We start from the raw sequence: 17917 nt of genomic DNA on the forward strand, positions 1-17917 counted from the left end.
CTCCTCCCCGCGCCGCGTGGGGAGGGATTCTCTTATTCCCTTTTCAACTTTCAAATCATCAAACGGTATATAAAACCGTTACTCCTTTAGCGCTGGTTATAAATATGATGACCATAAGAAAGTCATTAAATTTATAAGGGTGCGCAATGGCCGTTAACTTACTGAAAAAGAGACCCCTGACGCTGGCAGCAATGCTGTTACTGGCAGGGCAGGCGCAGGCAACGGAGCTGCTGAACAGCTCATACGATGTCTCCCGCGAGCTGTTTGCCGCCCTTAACCCGCCGTTTGAGCAACAATGGGCGAAGGATAACGGCGGCGATAAGCTGACGATTAAGCAGTCTCATGCCGGGTCATCAAAACAGGCGCTGGCGATTTTGCAGGGACTGAAGGCAGACGTCGTGACCTACAATCAGGTGACCGACGTACAGATTCTTCATGATAAAGGCAAACTGATCCCTGCCGACTGGCAAAGCCGTCTGCCGAACAACAGTTCGCCATTCTATTCCACGATGGGCTTCCTGGTGCGCAAGGGGAACCCGAAAAATATTCACGACTGGAGCGATCTTGTACGTTCCGACGTGAAGCTGATTTTCCCTAACCCGAAAACCTCCGGCAACGCCCGTTACACGTATCTGGCGGCATGGGGCGCGGCGGATAACGCGGACGGCGGCGATAAAGCCAAAACCGAACAGTTTATGACCCAGTTCCTGAAAAACGTCGAAGTGTTTGATACCGGCGGCCGCGGCGCTACGACTACCTTTGCCGAGCGTGGTCTGGGCGATGTGCTGATTAGTTTTGAGTCGGAAGTGAACAATATCCGCAAACAATATGAAGCCCAGGGATTTGAAGTGGTGATCCCGAAAACGAACATTCTTGCTGAATTCCCGGTTGCCTGGGTGGATAAAAACGTGCAGGCCAACGGCACAGAAAAAGCCGCCAAAGCTTACCTGAACTGGCTGTATAGCCCGCAGGCGCAGACCATCATCACCCATTACTACTACCGCGTGAATAACCCGGAAATCATGGGCAAGCAAGCAGATAAATTCCCGCAGACCGAACTGTTCCGCGTGGAAGACAAGTTTGGTTCCTGGCCGGAAGTGATGAAAACGCACTTTGCCAGCGGCGGCGAGCTGGACAAACTGTTGGCGGCGGGGCGTAAGTAATGCTTGCCGTTTCTTCCCGACGCGTGCTGCCCGGCTTTACGTTAAGCCTCGGCACCAGTTTGCTGTTTGTCTGCCTGATCCTGCTGTTGCCGTTGAGCGCGCTGGTGATGCAGCTCTCACAGATGAGCTGGTCGCAATACTGGGATGTCGTGACCAACCCTCAGGTGGTGGCTGCCTATAAAGTGACGCTACTGGCGGCATTTGTGGCATCGATTTTTAACGGCGTGTTTGGCCTGTTGATGGCGTGGATTTTAACCCGCTACCGTTTTCCAGGGCGCACGTTGCTGGATGCGCTGATGGATCTGCCGTTTGCGCTGCCGACAGCGGTGGCGGGTCTGACGCTGGCTTCGCTGTTCTCAGTGAACGGTTTCTACGGTCAGTTTCTCGCGCAGTTTGATATCAAAGTGACCTATACCTGGCTCGGTATTGCGGTGGCGATGGCCTTTACCAGTATTCCATTTGTGGTGCGCACCGTCCAGCCGGTACTGGAAGAGCTGGGGCCGGAATATGAAGAAGCGGCGCAAACGCTGGGGGCCACCCGGCTGCAAAGTTTTCGCAAAGTCGTGCTGCCTGAGCTGTCGCCTGCGCTGATTGCCGGCGTGGCGCTCTCTTTTACCCGTAGCCTGGGCGAGTTTGGCGCGGTGATTTTTATCGCCGGAAATATCGCCTGGAAAACAGAAGTGGCCTCGCTGATGATTTTTGTGCGTTTGCAGGAGTTTGATTACCCCGCCGCCAGCGCCATTGCCTCGGTGATCCTTGCGGCATCCTTGCTGCTGCTGTTCTCTATCAATACCTTGCAAAGTCGCTTTGGTCGACGTGTGGTAGGTCACTAATGGCGGAAGTGACTCAATTGAAGCGATACGACGTCCCCCGCATTAACTGGGGAAAATGGTTTTTGATTGGCGTCGGGATGCTGGTTTCGGCGTTTATCCTGCTGGTGCCGATGATTTACATCTTCGTGCAGGCGTTCAGCAAAGGGTTAATGCCGGTACTGCAAAATCTGGCCGATCCGGACATGCTGCACGCCATCTGGCTGACGGTGTTGATTGCCTTGATCGCAGTGCCGGTGAATCTGGTGTTCGGCATTCTGCTGGCGTGGCTGGTGACGCGCTTTAACTTCCCCGGACGTCAGCTATTGCTGACCCTGCTGGATATTCCCTTTGCCGTCTCACCGGTGGTGGCCGGTCTGGTTTATCTGCTGTTTTATGGCTCCAACGGCCCGTTGGGCGGCTGGCTGGATGAGCATAATTTGCAAATGATGTTCTCCTGGCCGGGGATGGTACTGGTCACTATTTTTGTCACCTGCCCGTTTGTGGTGCGCGAACTGGTGCCAGTGATGCTCAGTCAGGGCAGTCAGGAAGATGAGGCGGCGATTTTACTGGGCGCATCCGGCTGGCAAATGTTTCGCCGCGTGACGTTGCCGAATATTCGCTGGGCGCTACTCTACGGCGTGGTGTTAACCAACGCCCGCGCGATTGGCGAGTTTGGCGCGGTGTCGGTGGTGTCCGGCTCGATTCGCGGCGAAACGTTATCGCTACCGTTACAGATTGAATTACTGGAGCAGGACTACAACACCGTCGGCTCCTTTACCGCCGCCGCATTGTTGACGCTAATGGCGATTATTACCCTGTTTTTGAAGAGCATGTTGCAATGGCGTCTGGAGAATCAGGAAAAACGCGCGCAACAGGAGGAAAATCATGAGCATTGAGATCGCCAGAATTAAGAAATCGTTTGGTCGCACTCAGGTACTGAATGATATCTCGCTGGATATTCCTTCCGGCCAGATGGTTGCCTTGTTGGGGCCGTCAGGTTCCGGTAAAACGACGCTGCTGCGCATTATTGCCGGGCTGGAACATCAGTCCAGCGGCCATATTCGTTTCCACGGTACGGACGTTAGCCGCCTGCACGCGCGTGAGCGTAAAGTCGGTTTTGTGTTTCAGCACTATGCGCTGTTTCGCCATATGACGGTGTTTGACAACATCGCTTTTGGCCTGACGGTGCTGCCGCGACGCGACCGCCCAACTGCGGCGGCGATTAAAACGAAAGTGACGCAATTGCTGGAGATGGTGCAACTGGCGCACCTCGCGGATCGCTTCCCCGCCCAGCTTTCCGGCGGACAAAAACAGCGCGTGGCGCTGGCGCGCGCGCTTGCCGTAGAACCGCAAATTCTACTGCTGGATGAACCCTTTGGCGCGCTGGATGCCCAGGTACGTAAAGAGTTACGTCGCTGGTTGCGCCAGCTACATGAAGAACTGAAATTCACCAGCGTCTTTGTCACCCACGATCAGGAAGAAGCGACGGAAGTGGCGGATCGGGTGGTGGTGATGAGTCAGGGCAATATCGAACAGGCTGATGCGCCGGATCGGGTGTGGCGTGAACCGGCAACCCGCTTCGTACTGGAGTTTATGGGCGAGGTGAACCGCCTGACAGGCACCGTCCGCGGCGGGCAGTTTTACGTTGGCGCGCATCGCTGGCCGCTGGGTTATACGCCCGCGTACCAGGGGCCGGTCGATCTGTTCCTGCGTCCGTGGGAGGTGGATATTAGCCGCCGCACCAGCCTGGATTCTCCGCTACCAGTACAGGTCATTGAGGCCAGCCCGAAAGGTCACTATACACAGTTAGTGGTACAGCCGCTGGGGTGGTATCACGATCCGCTGACGGTGGTGATGGCGGGTGACGACGTCCCGCAGCGCGGCGAGCGTTTGTTTGTCGGCTTACAGAACGCACGTCTCTATCATGGCGACCAGCGTATTGAGCCCCATGAGGCGCTTGCTCTTGCGGAGTCTGCCTGATAGGTTAATTTGCAGGTTTATCGCCCGGTGGCGCTTCGCTTACCGGGCCTACAGCGTATATCGTGATTTTGTAGGCCGGGTAAGCGAAGCGCCACCCGGCTTTTTCTTGGGCAGAAAACGTGAATACATTAGAACAAACCATCGGCAATACGCCGCTGGTCAAATTACAACGTCTGGCGCCGGATAACGGCAGTGAAATCTGGGTCAAGCTGGAAGGCAATAATCCGGCAGGATCGGTGAAAGATCGCGCGGCGCTATCGATGATTGTCGAGGCGGAAAAGCGCGGGGAAATTAAACCGGGCGATGTCCTGATTGAAGCGACCAGCGGCAACACTGGCATTGCGCTGGCGATGATCGCCGCGCTGAAAGGTTATCGCATGAAGCTGTTGATGCCAGACAACATGAGTCAGGAGCGTCGGGCGGCAATGCGGGCCTATGGCGCAGAGCTGATTCTGGTCACTAAAGAGCAGGGAATGGAAGGGGCGCGCGATTTAGCGCTCGCTATGTCTGAACGTGGAGAAGGTAAACTGCTCGATCAGTTTAATAACCCCGATAACCCATATGCGCACTACACCACCACCGGCCCGGAAATCTGGCGGCAAACGCAGGGGCGGGTAACGCATTTTGTTTCCAGCATGGGCACGACCGGCACCATTACCGGCGTGTCGCGTTTTCTGCGCGAGCAGGAAAAACCGGTCACTATCGTTGGCCTACAGCCGGAAGAGGGCAGCAGTATTCCGGGAATTCGCCGCTGGCCAGCGGAATATATGCCGGGCATTTTTAACGCCTCGCTGGTAGATGAGGTGCTGGATATTCATCAGAATGATGCCGAAAACACCATGCGTGAACTGGCGGTTCGTGAAGGCATTTTCTGCGGCGTCAGCTCTGGCGGCGCGGTAGCGGGTGCGTTACGCGTTGCACGTGCCACGCCCGGCGCGGTAGTGGTGGCGATCATCTGCGATCGCGGCGACCGTTACTTGTCTACCGGCGTGTTTGGTGAAGAGCATTTCAGCCAGGGGGCAGGGATTTAGATATGATCGCCAATGCTATGAAATTGACCAGGAATAGCGCAGTTTTTCCTGCTAGTTGCACCATGTCTCCTCTGTTCAAACTGAAACTCATTGGATAAGTGACTGCAAAAGGGATATGACCGCACAATTTCAACTGGGCCGGAAATATCACATTGTCGATGGTGCGGAATCAGACACACAGAAAGCTATCTTTAGGTATAAAAACACGTCAAAAAGGATGATGACGCTACGTAATTAAAGGAATTAATTTCATGAAATTTGCTTTCCGGACACTGATTTTTGTCGGTTTGTTTTACGCCATTGCCCCTCTTGCCTATGCAGAAACCTCGTTGGATGAGTTACAGCAACAGGCAGATCGAGGGGATATGAATGCGCAGTTTCAACTGGGCCGTAAATATCATATTGGCGATGGTGTGGAGCGTGATGTGGAGAAAGCCGTTTTTTGGTATCAAAAAGCTGCAGCTCAAGGGAGCGCAAAAGCGACAAATAATCTGGGCGTGTTATATGAGCATGGACATGTTGCCCCCGAGGATGAGCACCGTTCAGTAGAGTGGATAATGGAAAAATCATTTGCCTATTTTACGGATGCCGCTAAAAAGGGTCAGTGTACCGCCCAGCAAAATATTGGTGCGACTTATGCTTATCGACACGAATATGTTCAGGCGTGGGCATGGCTCACGGTAGCAGCGACGCGAGGTTCTAAATGGGGATTGATAGACAGGGGACGTTTTGAGAACAGTATGAGTTCCGATGAACGAAAACAGGCGGAGAAACTGGCGAAGGAATACCTGCAAAAATACGACACGAAAGAAGGGCGGTGTAACGAGCAGACAATTGATTTGAGTACTTATAAGCGTTAATCCTGCTCTACTTTTTAAGCAACAGATCTGCCTGGCAGGTCTGTTGCATGAGAATAACCCATTGCGCACCGCCAGCTTCATTGCTGCGGTTTACTTCCCTTACGGCGCAACCGTTTTATCCGTTTCCGCAATAAGCGCATGTAAATAAGGCTGCGCGTTTTCATCGCTTTTACCGGGAATTTTAACGATATAGGGCTTTCCGGTGATGGACGACGACGACGCGACTTTATCGATAAACTGTTCGGCGGTGTCGATACGATTGCGCGTGTTACCCAGTTTTAAGCGCAGGTGCGATACGGCTTCCTCGCAGTTATGCGCATCACCGTTACGAACGAATGTCAGATCCTTTTTCTGCGCCAGCGCATTCAGCATGGCGTTAATGCGCGCTTCTTCGTGGGCGTTTAGCTTCGCCCAGGCGGGTAGGGTCAGCAGGAGCGCAACGACGGCGCAGACAATTTTCTTCATGGTAAAATCCTTTTTCATGCGATAATCACTGCACCTCAGACCGTTAGCCGGGTAATAAGTTGCACTCCTGGTGGGGTTATTTCTGTGAGTGCGCCAGCGTGAGTTCATCCAGAAAACGCCACAGCTTTTCATTCATTTGCTGGTAATTCCATGCGCGCATTTCGGCAACCGAGCGGATAAAACGCTTCCCTTGCGCGTCGGCCAGCTCCTGCTGCGAATGTTGGATTAATCCTTCAACCGCCTCGACGGTAAATTCCATATGACACTGGAAGCCGTAGACAAAATTGCCGTACTGCACTATCTGACGTGGACAGCCTTCGCTTTCGGCCAGCACGGTCGCCTGATCGGTGAGTCCTGGCATATCGTTGTGCCAGTGGCCGACGGTTAACGGGGAGCCAAAGTGGGCGATAAGCGGATGCCGCAGACCGGCTTCAGTGAGCGTAATAGGGTAGTGACCAATCTCTTTTTCCGGACTTTGGCACACAGCGGCGCCCAGCGCCTCGCCAATGAGCTGCGAACCAAGACAAATGCCGATAACCATTCGCCGGGCCGTAATCGCCTGATTAATTAAGTGCTGTTCGGCGCGAGAGTCAAAGTATGGGCACTCTTCGCGGGTGGTGCGCGGCGACTGAGGACCGCCAAATACCACGAGCATATCGAACTCATCGGCATTGGGCGGTAGCGCTTCTCCGGCATAGACGCGCGACCATGAAATGGTATAACCGCGATCTTCAGCCCATTTCAGATAAGCGCCAGCGGATTCAAACGACTCATGGACAACAAAATGAACTCGCACGTTATTTTCTCCTGTTAGCGATTTAGCGCCTGATGGACATCAGCCGCCAGCGTGTTGATCTCGCTGTCATTTAATGTCGACAGCGTGATACGTAGACCGTGAGACGGCGCGCTTACGCCAAAGGCTTCTCCCTCACGTACCAGCCAGCCGGATTTTGCCAGCGTAAACGCGGTAGCCTGGCTATGGGTGTCCAGCGGGAGCCAGGCATTCACGCCGTCGCCGGGAGAAATGGCGATGCCATATTGCTGTAGGGCGCAGGCCAGTTTTTGTTGCCGGGTGGCGCAAAACAGCCGCGTTTGCGCCAGCCTGTGCTGATACTCAGGGTCGGTCAGGCAGGCGTAGACCAGATCCTGTAACAGATGGCTGACCCACTGACTACCGGCATTTAGCCGCAGCCGAAGTTTTGCCGAGGTCGCGCTGTCGCTGGCGACAACAGCAAGACGTAAATCAGGGCCGAGGGTTTTGGAAACGGAGCGTATCACCGCCCAGTGTTGCGTTGTCTGCGCAATAACCGGCTGCCAGGGCGACGAAGAAAGCAGGGCGAAGTGATCGTCGATAATGACCACTACCTGAGGGTAACGCGCCAGTATATTTTGCAGCGCAGCGGCACGGCGAGCGCTCAGGCTACAGCCGGTAGGGTTGTGTGCGCGCGGCGTTAAGATCACTGCCCGCGCGCCCTGGTTTAGCGCCTGTTCCAGCTTTTCAGGCTGCATTCCTTCGCTATCCACACTGACCGGGCTGGCGCTAAAACCGGCATAGCGCAGCATATTGATACTGCTTAAAAAACAGGGATCTTCCACCGCGACGCTGTCGCCCGGCAGCAGATGCGCGCAAAGCAGTCTTTCAATGGCGTCGATAGCTCCGCTGGTGATATCAATTTCGCCTGCGACGGGTGTGGCATCCCGTAGCCAGCGCGCCGCCCAGGCGTGTAGTTCAGGGGAAACGGGCGCATCGCCGTAGAGATGCGGCGTGCGGCTGAGACGGGCAAAATAACGGCTAAGGTCAGGCAGACGCTGCGGATCGGGATTGCCGCCGGAAAGGTCGTGCAGAGGCGTATGCGGATCGCCGCCTTCCAGCGCTACGGGAGACGGACTGCCTTTAATCACCGTCCCATTGCGGCCTAAACTTTGCGCCAGTCCCGCCGTTATCAGCCGTTTATACGCCGCTGCGACGGTATTGCGGTTCACCTTTAATTCGCTTGCCAGCTCCCGTACCGGCGGGAGCGAATCCTCCGCCCGTAACGTGCCGGCGATAATGTGTTGACGGATACTGTCAAAAATTTCGTTAGCGGTTTTTCCGTCGATCATTATTGACCTATGACAAAATGAATTTTAGCATATGACAATGATAATGAGGCGGTAGCCTGCTGTCCAGCGAGAGGAAAATTTTATGGGACAAGAGAGTGATATTCAGTCAGTGCTCTTCGACGACAACCATCGGGCATTACAGACCGATATCGTCGCCGTCCAGTCACAGGTCGTGTACGGCAGCGTAGGCAACAGTATCGCTGTTCCGGCCATTAAAGCGCAGGGATTACGCGTGACGGCGGTCCCGACGGTGCTGTTCAGCAATACGCCGCACTATAAAACGTTTTATGGCGGCATTATTCCCGCCGAGTGGTTTGCAGGCTACCTTACGGCGTTGAATGAGCGCGATGCGCTACGTGAATTAAAAGCGATTACCACCGGTTACATGGGCAGCGCAGACCAAATTGTCTTGCTTTCGAAGTGGCTAATGGCGATCCGGGCTTCGCATCCGGAGGTGTGTATTCTTGTTGATCCGGTCATTGGCGATACCGACAGTGGAATGTATGTGCAGGCGGAAATTCCGCAGGCTTATCGCACACATTTGTTGCCGCAGGCGCAGGGGCTAACGCCGAACGTATTTGAGCTGGAGATGCTGAGTGGTAAACCGTGTCGCACGCTGGAAGAGGCGGTGGCGGCGGCGCAATCTCTGCTTTCCGATACGCTGAAATGGGTGGTTATCACCAGCGCGCCGGGCGAATCTCTGGAGACCATAACGGTTGCCGTCGTTACCGCGCAGGTCGTGGAAGTCTTTGCCCATCCGCGGGTGGCGACGGAGTTAAAAGGGACGGGAGATCTCTTCTGCGCCGAGCTGGTCAGCGGTATTGTGCAGGGAAAAAAACTGACGACCGCGGCAAAAGATGCGGCGCAGCGCGTGCTGGAGGTGATGACCTGGACACAGCAGTGTGGCTGTGATGAGTTAATTCTGCCGCCGGCAGGGGAGGCGCGATGAAGAGTTATCGGCTGGTCGTTCGCCAGCAGGGACGTATCGTGGGGCATTTTGAAACGAGCGGGCTGGACGCGCTGGAAGATATTTGCGTAGCGCGGGCGATGTTTGGCATCACTGGCGGCTATCAGTGCGAGCTGCAAGTGTCCGATTCCGAACGCAGGATGCTGGAGAGTGGCCCGGATGGGATGAAGATCCTGATGCGCGAGAAGTGCTTTCGCCCGGTGACCTCGCAGTTGTAACCCGTGGATTGGCGCTGAAATGTTCGCAACCTTGTAGGCCTGATAAGCGTAGCGCCATCAGGCAGTGCACTGCACCATCGCCGGATGGCGGCGCAAGTACAGGCAAAAAAAATGGCGCCCAAAGGCGCCATTCTTCACTGCGGCAAGAATTACTTCTTAATGCGGATAACCGGAGTTTCACCCACGGTCACGCTACCGGACAGTTTGATCAGTTCTTTGATTTCATCCATGTTGGAGATAACAACCGGAGTCAGGGTAGACTTGGCTTTTTCTTCCAGCAACGGCAGATCGAACTCGATGACCGGATCGCCAACTTTCACGCGCTGACCTTCTTCAGCAATACGCTTGAAGCCTTCGCCTTTCAGCTCAACGGTGTCGATACCGAAGTGAACGAACAGCTCAATGCCGCTATCGGATTCGATAGAGAACGCATGGTTGGTTTCAAAGATTTTGCCGATGGTACCGTCAACAGGGGCGACCATTTTGTTACCGGTTGGTTTGATAGCAATGCCATCACCAACGATTTTTTCAGCAAAAACTACATCCGGCACGTCTTCGATGTTGACGATCTCGCCAGAGAGCGGGGCAACAATCTCAATAGTTCCGGTGTCTTTCTTATCATCAGAAACCAGAGATTTTAGTTTATCGAACAAACCCATGATCTTCTCCTAAGCAGTAAATTGGGCCGCATCTCGTGGATTAGCAGATTGTTTTTTCTTCAATGAACTTGTTAACCAGCGTCATTAACTCGTCCGTTGTCGGTTGAGCAAGAGCCTGCTCTGCTAACACCTTCGCATCTTCGAAGTTCGTGTTACGGATAATCTTCTTAATGCGCGGGATAGAAATGGCGCTCATAGAGAATTCGTCCAGACCCATCCCCAGCAACAGAAGTGTAGCACGTTCGTCGCCTGCAAGCTCACCACACATGCCAGTCCATTTACCTTCTGCATGAGAAGCATCAATAACTTGCTTGATCAAGTTCAGTACGGACGGTGACATTGGCTGGTAAAGGTGTGAAATCATATCATTACCACGGTCAACTGCCAGGGTGTACTGCGTTAAATCATTGGTGCCGATACTAAAGAAATCAACTTCTTTGGCTAAATGACGCGCAATTGTCGCCGCAGCCGGTGTTTCCACCATCACGCCAATCTCAATGCTTTCGTCAAATGCTTTACCTTCGTCACGCAGTTCCTGTTTGTAGATTTCAATCTCTTTGCGCAGCGCGCGAACTTCTTCAACAGAGATGATCATCGGGAACATAATGCGCAATTTACCGAAAGCGGAGGCACGCAGAATCGCGCGAACCTGGTCACGCAGGATCTCTTTGCGATCCATGGCGATACGCACGGCGCGCCAGCCCAGGAACGGGTTCTCTTCTTTCGGGAAGTTCATGTACGGCAGCTCTTTGTCGCCGCCAATGTCCATGGTACGGACGATAACCGCCTGCGAGCCGCACGCTTCAGCGACCGCTTTATAGGCGGCAAACTGCTCTTCTTCCGTCGGCAGCGCGTCGCGATCCATGAACAGGAATTCAGTACGATACAGACCAACGCCTTCCGCGCCGTTACGCTCAGCGCCTTCAACGTCGCGAACGGTACCGATGTTGGCGCAAACTTCAACCTGATGTCCATCCAGCGTGATTGCCGGCAGATCTTTCAGTTTTGCAAGTTCCGCTTTCTCGGTCGCAACCTGCTCCTGGACGGCGCGCAGTTGCTCAATAACATCGTTGGTCGGGTTGACGTAAACCTGGTTGTTTACGGCATCCAGAATCAGATAGTCGCCGTTTTTCACCTGAGAGGTGACGCTACCGGTACCTACGATCGCTGGCAGTTCCAGAGAACGCGCCATGATGGAGGTATGAGACGTGCGTCCGCCCGCGTCGGTGATGAAGCCCAGCACTTTCTGCAGGTTCAGCTGTGCAGTTTCTGACGGCGTCAGGTCAGCGGCAACCAGGATAACTTCTTCCTGAATCGCGCTCAGATCGATAATGGCCAGACCCAGGATATTGCGCAGCAGGCGCTTACCAATATCACGTACGTCAGCCGCACGCTCTTTCAGGTATTCGTCATCCAGTTCTTCCAGGGCAGTGGCCTGACCTTCGATAACTTCATGTGCGGCTGCGTCAGCCGTCATGTGCTTATCTTTAATCAGGGCTATGATTTCCTGCTCCAGCTCCTCATCTTCGAGCAGCATAATATGCCCTTCAAAGATGGCTTCTTTTTCTTCACCGAACGTTTCACCAGCTTTTGTCTTGATCGCTTCCAGTTGCGCAGATGCCTTGGCACGACCGCTCAGAAAACGTTCAACTTCCTGATCAACCTTGTCGGCAGAAATTTTTTTCCGGTCAATGACGATTTCGTCTTCTTTCAGCAGCAGTGCTTTGCCGAAAGCGATACCCGGGGATGCTAAAATGCCTGAAATCATAACCCTACCTTACTTGTGACTGATTTTTAAAAGAACCCGGAAAAAAACTTACTCGAGTTCCGCCATCAGTTTGACCAGATGTTCAACCGCTTTCTGCTCATCTTCACCTTCTGCGGAGATGGTGACGACGGTGCCTTGAGTCAGGCCCAGAGTCTGCAGTTTAAACAGGCTTTTCGCGCTGGCGCTTTTGCCGTTGGAAGTCACAGTAATCTCAGAAGTGAAGCCTTTTGCTTCTTTAACAAACTGAGCAGCAGGGCGGGTGTGCAGACCGTTCGGAGCGGTAATGGTAACTTCTTGCTGGAACATTGTATTTCCCCAACTTATAGGTTTAGTGTTGTGGAACTAAAGTCTAGCCTGGCGGCTCAACTTTAGCCTGTATTGTTAGCGCCGGCGTAAACGGGACGCGACACAAAAGGTGTTCTACGCAATCCGTTGCTGGCAACTTATGGCCGCTGACGTTTCGCTCGTCATTAAACATTATGCCGCGAAAGGAAGATTTGAACCAAATCATAAAATCGATTCAGCTAACGCTTTTCCTGTAACGATTAATTTCGCGCATCAAAATAATTAGTCTGGTTAAATACCAGTTCCGGCAGGGTGAATCAATGCCAGGTGAGGTGAAAGTTTGAAGCAGGCCACAAAAAAGCACCCAAAAAGGTGCTTTTTTACGCGTTTTTAACATGCTGGCATCACTGTTGCAGTTCTTTCTCAGTAAAGAGATCGGCGAACAACGCGGTGCTCAGATAACGCTCACCTGATGAAGGTAGGATAACCACAATATTCTTATTGGTAAAGCTTTCATCTTCCTGCAGCTTAAGCGCTGCAGCAACCGCGGCACCGGAAGAAATTCCTGCCAGAATACCTTCCTCTTCCATCAGACGGCGCGCGGTAGAAATGGCTTCTTCATTGGTGATGCCAACCACTTTATCAATCAGTTTCAGATCCAGGTTGCCCGGGATGAAGCCTGCGCCGATGCCCTGAATTTTATGCGGGCCTGGTTTGATCTCTTCACCAGCCAGCGCCTGGGCAATAACCGGGGAGTCAGTGGGTTCTACCGCAACGGTGATAAGATCGGTTTTACCCTTCGTCCCTTTGATATAACGCGTGACGCCGGTTAACGTACCGCCAGTGCCGACGCCGGAGATAAACACATCCACCTGACCATCGGTGTCTTCCCAGATTTCCGGGCCGGTGGTTTTTTCATGGATTTCCGGGTTGGCAGGGTTGCTGAACTGCTGGAGCAGGAGATATTTTTGCGGATCGCTGGCGACAATTTCTTCGGCTTTCTGAATAGCGCCTTTCATCCCTTTCGCCCCTTCGGTCAGCACCAGATTCGCGCCTAATGCTTTGAGTAGCTTGCGGCGTTCAATGCTCATGGTTTCCGGCATGGTCAGGGTGAGTTTGTAACCGCGCGCGGCGGCGACATACGCCAGCGCAATACCGGTGTTGCCGCTGGTCGGCTCCACCAGTTCCACGCCAGGTTTCAGTACGCCACGCTTTTCGGCATCCCAAATCATATTGGCGCCGATACGGCACTTGACGCTGAAGCTCGGGTTGCGCGACTCCACCTTCGCCAGAATGCGTCCATTACCGATACGGTTCAGTCGAACCAGCGGCGTATGACCGATAGTCAGCGAGTTATCTTCATAAATCTTACTCATGGCCTGTCCTTAACTGTATGAAATTGGGATACCTTCCCAGCATACCTTCCAGCCAGATATGGGGAAGTAAGGATTTCGCATATCTATATGCTGATGGGAAATAATGGTTATCAGTATGGAATAAGAGACAGCATAAGCCATCTCTTATTTATACATTTTTACGTTATTTCCATAACGCGTGCTTAGCACGCCAGCAATCAACCCACATTGCCGTCGCGCCACAGACGGCGACAGGCATAATGAACAGGTTAAGCACCGGAATCATCGTAAAGAGGCTGGTGAGCGCGCCAAATTGCATATTCGCCACCTTCTGCGTGCGCAACGCGGCGCGCATCGTTTTAAACGGCACTTTGTGGTTATCAAACGGGTAGTCGCAATACTGGATCGCCAGCATCCAGGCGCTGAACAAAAACCACAGCACCGGCGCGATGGTTTGGCCAATGCCAGGAATAAAATAGAGAATCAGCAGCACAATAGCACGCGGCAGATACCACGCCAGCTTTTGCCATTCACGTTTCATAATGCGCGGTACATCTTTCATGATGCCGAGTATGCCGGTATCTGGCGGCGTGGCGCCGGTTAACCGCGCCTCAAGCTGTTCGGCTAAAAGGCCGTTAAACGGTGCGGCGATCCAGTTGGCGAGGGTAGAGAAAAAATAGCCAAAGACCAACAGAACAGAGATAACTGCAATCGGCCACAGCAGATAGCTCAGCCATTGCAGCCAGTCCGGCACATGACTCATCAACGAAGGTATCCAGGCGTCAAGCTGGGTAAACAGCCACCAAAATGCGCCGCCCATCAGCACAATGTTGACCAGCAAAGGTAAAATAACAAAGCGGCGGATTCCCGGTAGGGTGACTAACTTCCATCCTTGCGAGAAATAATAGACGCCGCTACGTGGTACGGTTGTGGATGATGAAACCATATTCAGGACATACTCCTTTTTCTTAAAGCCCTGGGTAAACGTGGGATATCTTACCCGGTTATCAGACGGTGGATAGTTCGGAAATGTTCGAAAAAACAGCAAAAAGCACATTTTCCTTCATCTTTATGCTGCGAAAGCCAACAGTACACTTGCACTTGACGTAATCGGCAAATACTCTTAGTGAGTAAATGTTTGCCGTGGTGGCAAGGTGTTAGAACAACAGAGAATATAATGATGCAGGATTTGCGTCTGATATTAATCATTGTTGGCGCGATCGCCATAATCGCTTTACTGGTACATGGTTTCTGGACCAGCCGTAAAGAACGATCTTCTATGTTCCGCGATCGTCCACTAAAACGCATGAAATCGAAACGCGACGACGACTCGTATGACGACGATGTCGAAGAAGACGAAGGCGTGGGTGAAGTTCGTGTTCACCGCGTAAATCATGCCCCCGGCCAGTCGCAGGAGCATGATGCCCCTCGTCAGTCGCCGCAACACCAGTACCAGCCGCCTTATGCGTCTGCGCAACCGCGTCCAGCGGCGCCGCCGCAGCCGCAAGCGCCGATGCAACAGCCGGTTCAGCAACCGGTCCAACCTGCGCCGCAGCCTCAGCAGGTTCAGCCATCTGCGCCGCCGGTACAGCCGCCGCAACAGCAGTCTGCACCGCCGTCGCAAGCGCCGCAGCCTGTTGCGCAGCCCGCGCCGCCGCCATCAGCGCAAACCTTCCAGCCTGCGGAACCTGTGGTTGAGGCGGAACCGGTAGTGGAAGAAGCGCCGGTTGTGGAAAAACCGCAGCGTAAAGAGGCGGTCATCATTATGAACGTCGCGGCCCATCATGGCAGCGAGCTTAATGGTGAAGTGTTACTGAACAGTATTCAGCAGTCAGGCTTTAAATTTGGCGATATGAATATTTTCCATCGTCATTTGAGCCCGGACGGCAGCGGCCCGGCCTTGTTCAGTCTCGCGAATATGGTCAATCCGGGAACGTTCGATCCTGAAATGACGGACTTCACTACGCCTGGCGTCACTATCTTTATGCAGGTACCGTCTTACGGCGATGCGCTGCAGAACTTCAAGCTGATGCTGCAATCCGCGCAGCATATCGCTGATGAGGTCGGTGGCGTCGTGCTGGATGACCAGCGTCGGATGATGACGCCGCAGAAACTGCGCGAATATCAGGACCGCATCCGCGAGGTGATGGACGCTAACGCCTGAGGTTAACGCAGGTGTGACATTTTTAACGTAACCCCCGCCTGTCGGGGGTTTTTTATCATTGATGGTGTGATATGGAACCAATCGAACAACAACTGACAGAACTGCGAACCACGCTTCGCCATCATGAATATCTGTATCATGTGATGGATGCGCCAGAGATTCCCGACGCCGAATATGACCGCCTGATGCGGGAACTGCGAGAGCTGGAGGCGCAACGTCCGGACCTTATCACGCCGGATTCGCCCACGCAGCGCGTTGGCGCGGCGCCGCTGACGGCATTCAACCAGATTCGCCATGAAGTACCGATGCTGTCGCTCGATAACGTATTTGATGAAGAAAGCTTCCTGGCGTTTAACAAGCGAGTGCAGGATCGTCTAAAAAGCACGGAAAATGTCATCTGGTGCTGCGAGCTAAAACTGGATGGCCTGGCGGTCAGCATTCTGTATGAAAACGGCGTGCTGGTGAGCGCTGCGACGCGTGGCGACGGCACCACCGGTGAAGATATCACTTCAAACGTGCGCACGATTCGCGCCATTCCGTTAAAGCTGCACGGCGATAATATTCCGGCGCGTCTTGAAGTTCGCGGAGAGGTATTTTTACCGCAGGCCGGGTTCGAAAAGATCAATGAAGACGCGCGCCGTACTGGCGGCAAAGTGTTTGCTAATCCGCGTAACGCGGCGGCGGGCTCGTTGCGTCAGCTCGATCCGCGTATTACGGCGAAGCGACCGCTAACATTTTTCTGCTACGGCGTCGGTATTCTGGAAGGCGGCGAGTTGCCGGATACGCATCTGGGACGTTTGCTGCAATTTAAAGCGTGGGGGTTACCGGTCAGCGATCGCGTGACGCTGTGCGATTCTCCCCAGGCGGTACTGGATTTTTATCGCAACGTCGAAAAAGATCGCCCCACGCTCGGTTTTGATATCGACGGCGTGGTGATTAAGGTCAACTCGCTGGCTTTGCAGGAACAGCTGGGCTTTGTGGCCCGCGCGCCGCGCTGGGCGGTGGCGTTTAAATTTCCTGCTCAGGAGCAGATGACTTTTGTGCGCGATGTTGAGTTTCAGGTCGGGCGCACTGGGGCGATTACGCCGGTGGCGCGTCTGGAACCGGTTCAGGTGGCTGGTGTGCTGGTCAGCAATGCCACGTTGCATAATGCCGATGAAATTGAGCGACTTGGCTTGCGCATTGGCGATAAGGTGGTTATCCGTCGGGCAGGCGATGTGATCCCTCAGGTGGTCAACGTGGTTCTGTCCGAACGCCCTGAAGAGACGCGTCCGATTGTGTTTCCAACGCACTGTCCGGTGTGCGGATCGGACGTAGAGCGCGTTGAAGGCGAAGCCGTTACCCGTTGTACCGGCGGGCTGATTTGCGGCGCGCAGCGTAAAGAGTCGCTGAAACATTTTGTGTCGCGCCGGGCGATGGATGTAGACGGGATGGGCGATAAGATCATCGACCAACTGGTGGAAAGGGAGTATGTCCATACGCCAGCGGATCTGTTCCGTCTGACGGCGGGTAAACTGACCGGCCTGGACCGAATGGGGCCAAAGTCCGCGCAAAATGTTGTAAACGCGCTGGAAAAAGCCAAAGCGACGACTTTTGCGCGTTTTCTCTATGCGCTGGGCATCCGTGAAGTGGGTGAAGCGACGGCGGCGGGGCTGGCGGCTTATTTCGGCACGCTGGAGGCGCTGCAGACCGCTACCATTGACGAGTTGCAGAAAGTACCCGACGTGGGGATTGTGGTCGCTACGCACGTCTTTAACTTTTTTGCCGAAGAGAGCAATCGTGACGTGATTGGGCAGCTACTGGCGGAAGGGGTTCACTGGCCCGCGCCGGTAGTCATTAATGTGCAAGAGATCGATAGCCCGTTTGCCGGTAAAACCGTGGTACTAACCGGTAGCCTGAGCCAGATGTCCCGCGATGACGCTAAAGCGCGTTTAGCGGCGCTGGGCGCGAAAGTGGCAGGCAGCGTATCGAAGAAAACCGATCTGGTGATTGCCGGTGAAGCGGCGGGCTCCAAACTGGCCAAAGCGCAGGAACTGGGTATTACCGTGATTGATGAAGCGGAAATGATCCGCTTACTGGGTGCCTGA

At 53.9% G+C, this 17917-nt stretch carries 18 protein-coding genes; 10 read left to right on the top strand and 8 right to left on the bottom strand.

Features of this window, described 5'->3' with window-relative positions; genetic code table 11:
* The first annotated feature begins 146 nt into the window (after nucleotides 1-146).
* From cysP to J4650_RS09325, 6 genes are all read left to right on the top strand, one after another.
* Nucleotides 147-1163, top strand: a complete 1017-nt coding sequence (cysP, locus tag J4650_RS09300) for a thiosulfate/sulfate ABC transporter substrate-binding protein CysP (RefSeq protein WP_000290273.1) — start codon at nucleotides 147-149, stop codon at nucleotides 1161-1163.
* Entirely contained in the window at nucleotides 1163-1996 is an 834-nt protein-coding gene (gene cysT, locus J4650_RS09305; RefSeq protein ID WP_023993742.1) for a sulfate/thiosulfate ABC transporter permease CysT, read from the top strand. Before cysP ends, cysT begins: the two co-directional genes overlap by 1 nt.
* A complete protein-coding gene (cysW, locus tag J4650_RS09310; RefSeq protein ID WP_000852705.1) occupies nucleotides 1996-2871 on the top strand; it encodes a sulfate/thiosulfate ABC transporter permease CysW in 876 nt (291 codons plus the stop codon). The genes cysT and cysW overlap by 1 nt, the downstream gene beginning before the upstream one ends.
* A complete protein-coding gene (cysA, locus tag J4650_RS09315; RefSeq protein WP_023993743.1) occupies nucleotides 2861-3955 on the top strand; it encodes a sulfate/thiosulfate ABC transporter ATP-binding protein CysA in 1095 nt (364 codons plus the stop codon). The genes cysW and cysA overlap by 11 nt, the downstream gene beginning before the upstream one ends.
* Before the next feature lie 119 nt (nucleotides 3956-4074).
* Nucleotides 4075-4986: a cysteine synthase CysM gene (gene cysM / locus J4650_RS09320; protein WP_023993744.1), complete on the top strand. Its 912-nt coding sequence runs from the start codon at nucleotides 4075-4077 to the stop codon at nucleotides 4984-4986.
* Nucleotides 4987-5237: 251 nt separating this feature from the next.
* Nucleotides 5238-5846: a tetratricopeptide repeat protein gene (locus J4650_RS09325; RefSeq protein ID WP_000666525.1), complete on the top strand. Its 609-nt coding sequence runs from the start codon at nucleotides 5238-5240 to the stop codon at nucleotides 5844-5846.
* Between the two features lie 99 nt (nucleotides 5847-5945).
* Here J4650_RS09325 and J4650_RS09330 read toward each other — a convergent pair whose 3' ends face one another.
* Genes J4650_RS09330 through ptsJ form a run of 3 tightly spaced genes read right to left on the bottom strand, consistent with a single transcriptional unit; the run spans nucleotide 5946 to nucleotide 8414 of the window.
* Complete coding sequence (locus J4650_RS09330) at nucleotides 5946-6329, bottom strand: YfeK family protein (protein ID WP_000710732.1); 384 nt, start codon at nucleotides 6327-6329, stop codon at nucleotides 5946-5948.
* A gap of 58 nt (nucleotides 6330-6387) precedes the next feature.
* A complete protein-coding gene (locus J4650_RS09335; protein WP_001263753.1) occupies nucleotides 6388-7107 on the bottom strand; it encodes a GMP synthase in 720 nt (239 codons plus the stop codon).
* 14 nt (nucleotides 7108-7121) lie between these two features.
* Nucleotides 7122-8414 (bottom strand): transcriptional regulator PtsJ, encoded by a 1293-nt coding sequence (ptsJ, locus tag J4650_RS09340; protein ID WP_000565115.1) that lies wholly within the window; start codon nucleotides 8412-8414, stop codon nucleotides 7122-7124.
* Between the two features lie 82 nt (nucleotides 8415-8496).
* Between ptsJ and pdxK the strand changes: the two genes are divergently transcribed.
* Both pdxK and J4650_RS09350 read left to right on the top strand, forming a co-directional pair.
* Nucleotides 8497-9363, top strand: coding sequence for a pyridoxine/pyridoxal/pyridoxamine kinase (gene pdxK, locus J4650_RS09345; RefSeq protein WP_000529613.1), 867 nt, complete (start codon nucleotides 8497-8499; stop codon nucleotides 9361-9363).
* Entirely contained in the window at nucleotides 9360-9599 is a 240-nt protein-coding gene (locus J4650_RS09350) for a hypothetical protein (protein WP_000844541.1), read from the top strand. Before pdxK ends, J4650_RS09350 begins: the two co-directional genes overlap by 4 nt.
* Nucleotides 9600-9748: 149 nt before the next feature.
* On the opposite strand, the gene crr is transcribed toward J4650_RS09350, so the two are convergent.
* From crr to cysZ, 5 genes are all read right to left on the bottom strand, one after another.
* A complete protein-coding gene (gene crr, locus J4650_RS09355; protein ID WP_000522253.1) occupies nucleotides 9749-10258 on the bottom strand; it encodes a PTS glucose transporter subunit IIA in 510 nt (169 codons plus the stop codon).
* 40 nt (nucleotides 10259-10298) lie between these two features.
* Nucleotides 10299-12026, bottom strand: coding sequence for a phosphoenolpyruvate-protein phosphotransferase PtsI (gene ptsI, locus J4650_RS09360; RefSeq protein ID WP_000623118.1), 1728 nt, complete (start codon nucleotides 12024-12026; stop codon nucleotides 10299-10301).
* Between the two features lie 48 nt (nucleotides 12027-12074).
* Nucleotides 12075-12332 (bottom strand): phosphocarrier protein Hpr, encoded by a 258-nt coding sequence (gene ptsH, locus J4650_RS09365; RefSeq protein WP_000487600.1) that lies wholly within the window; start codon nucleotides 12330-12332, stop codon nucleotides 12075-12077.
* 383 nt (nucleotides 12333-12715) lie between these two features.
* Nucleotides 12716-13687 carry a cysteine synthase A gene (cysK, locus tag J4650_RS09370; RefSeq protein WP_000036904.1) on the bottom strand — a complete coding sequence of 324 codons (972 nt, stop codon included), beginning with the start codon at nucleotides 13685-13687 and terminating at the stop codon, nucleotides 12716-12718.
* A 163-nt stretch (nucleotides 13688-13850) separates the two neighbouring features.
* On the bottom strand, nucleotides 13851-14612 hold the full coding sequence (gene cysZ / locus J4650_RS09375; RefSeq protein ID WP_000255006.1) for a sulfate transporter CysZ: 762 nt from the start codon (nucleotides 14610-14612) through the stop codon (nucleotides 13851-13853).
* Nucleotides 14613-14843: 231 nt separating this feature from the next.
* Between cysZ and zipA the strand changes: the two genes are divergently transcribed.
* Together zipA and ligA are read left to right on the top strand one after the other, a co-directional pair.
* Nucleotides 14844-15830 carry a cell division protein ZipA gene (gene zipA, locus J4650_RS09380; RefSeq protein ID WP_000983131.1) on the top strand — a complete coding sequence of 329 codons (987 nt, stop codon included), beginning with the start codon at nucleotides 14844-14846 and terminating at the stop codon, nucleotides 15828-15830.
* A 71-nt stretch (nucleotides 15831-15901) separates the two neighbouring features.
* Nucleotides 15902-17917, top strand: a complete 2016-nt coding sequence (gene ligA, locus J4650_RS09385; RefSeq protein ID WP_000433285.1) for an NAD-dependent DNA ligase LigA — start codon at nucleotides 15902-15904, stop codon at nucleotides 17915-17917.

It is taken from the genome of Salmonella sp. 32120201201600049SM (genome assembly GCF_017572835.1).
GTDB classification, from domain to species: domain Bacteria; phylum Pseudomonadota; class Gammaproteobacteria; order Enterobacterales; family Enterobacteriaceae; genus Salmonella; species Salmonella enterica.

Excerpts from the sequence above, each read along its gene's own strand:
- ptsH (WP_000487600.1), bottom strand. The coding sequence starts at position 12,332 with ATGTTCCAGCAAGAAGTTACCATTACCGCTCCGAACGGTCTGCACACC.
- cysZ (WP_000255006.1), bottom strand. The coding sequence starts at position 14,612 with ATGGTTTCATCATCCACAACCGTACCACGTAGCGGCGTCTATTATTTC.
- ptsI (WP_000623118.1), bottom strand. The coding sequence starts at position 12,026 with ATGATTTCAGGCATTTTAGCATCCCCGGGTATCGCTTTCGGCAAAGCA.
- ligA (WP_000433285.1), top strand. The coding sequence starts at position 15,902 with ATGGAACCAATCGAACAACAACTGACAGAACTGCGAACCACGCTTCGC.
- pdxK (WP_000529613.1), top strand. The coding sequence starts at position 8,497 with ATGGGACAAGAGAGTGATATTCAGTCAGTGCTCTTCGACGACAACCAT.
- J4650_RS09350 (WP_000844541.1), top strand. The coding sequence starts at position 9,360 with ATGAAGAGTTATCGGCTGGTCGTTCGCCAGCAGGGACGTATCGTGGGG.
- cysT (WP_023993742.1), top strand. The coding sequence starts at position 1,163 with ATGCTTGCCGTTTCTTCCCGACGCGTGCTGCCCGGCTTTACGTTAAGC.
- zipA (WP_000983131.1), top strand. The coding sequence starts at position 14,844 with ATGATGCAGGATTTGCGTCTGATATTAATCATTGTTGGCGCGATCGCC.
- cysP (WP_000290273.1), top strand. The coding sequence starts at position 147 with ATGGCCGTTAACTTACTGAAAAAGAGACCCCTGACGCTGGCAGCAATG.
- J4650_RS09330 (WP_000710732.1), bottom strand. The coding sequence starts at position 6,329 with ATGAAAAAGGATTTTACCATGAAGAAAATTGTCTGCGCCGTCGTTGCG.
- crr (WP_000522253.1), bottom strand. The coding sequence starts at position 10,258 with ATGGGTTTGTTCGATAAACTAAAATCTCTGGTTTCTGATGATAAGAAA.
- cysA (WP_023993743.1), top strand. The coding sequence starts at position 2,861 with ATGAGCATTGAGATCGCCAGAATTAAGAAATCGTTTGGTCGCACTCAG.
- cysK (WP_000036904.1), bottom strand. The coding sequence starts at position 13,687 with ATGAGTAAGATTTATGAAGATAACTCGCTGACTATCGGTCATACGCCG.
- cysW (WP_000852705.1), top strand. The coding sequence starts at position 1,996 with ATGGCGGAAGTGACTCAATTGAAGCGATACGACGTCCCCCGCATTAAC.
- ptsJ (WP_000565115.1), bottom strand. The coding sequence starts at position 8,414 with ATGATCGACGGAAAAACCGCTAACGAAATTTTTGACAGTATCCGTCAA.
- J4650_RS09325 (WP_000666525.1), top strand. The coding sequence starts at position 5,238 with ATGAAATTTGCTTTCCGGACACTGATTTTTGTCGGTTTGTTTTACGCC.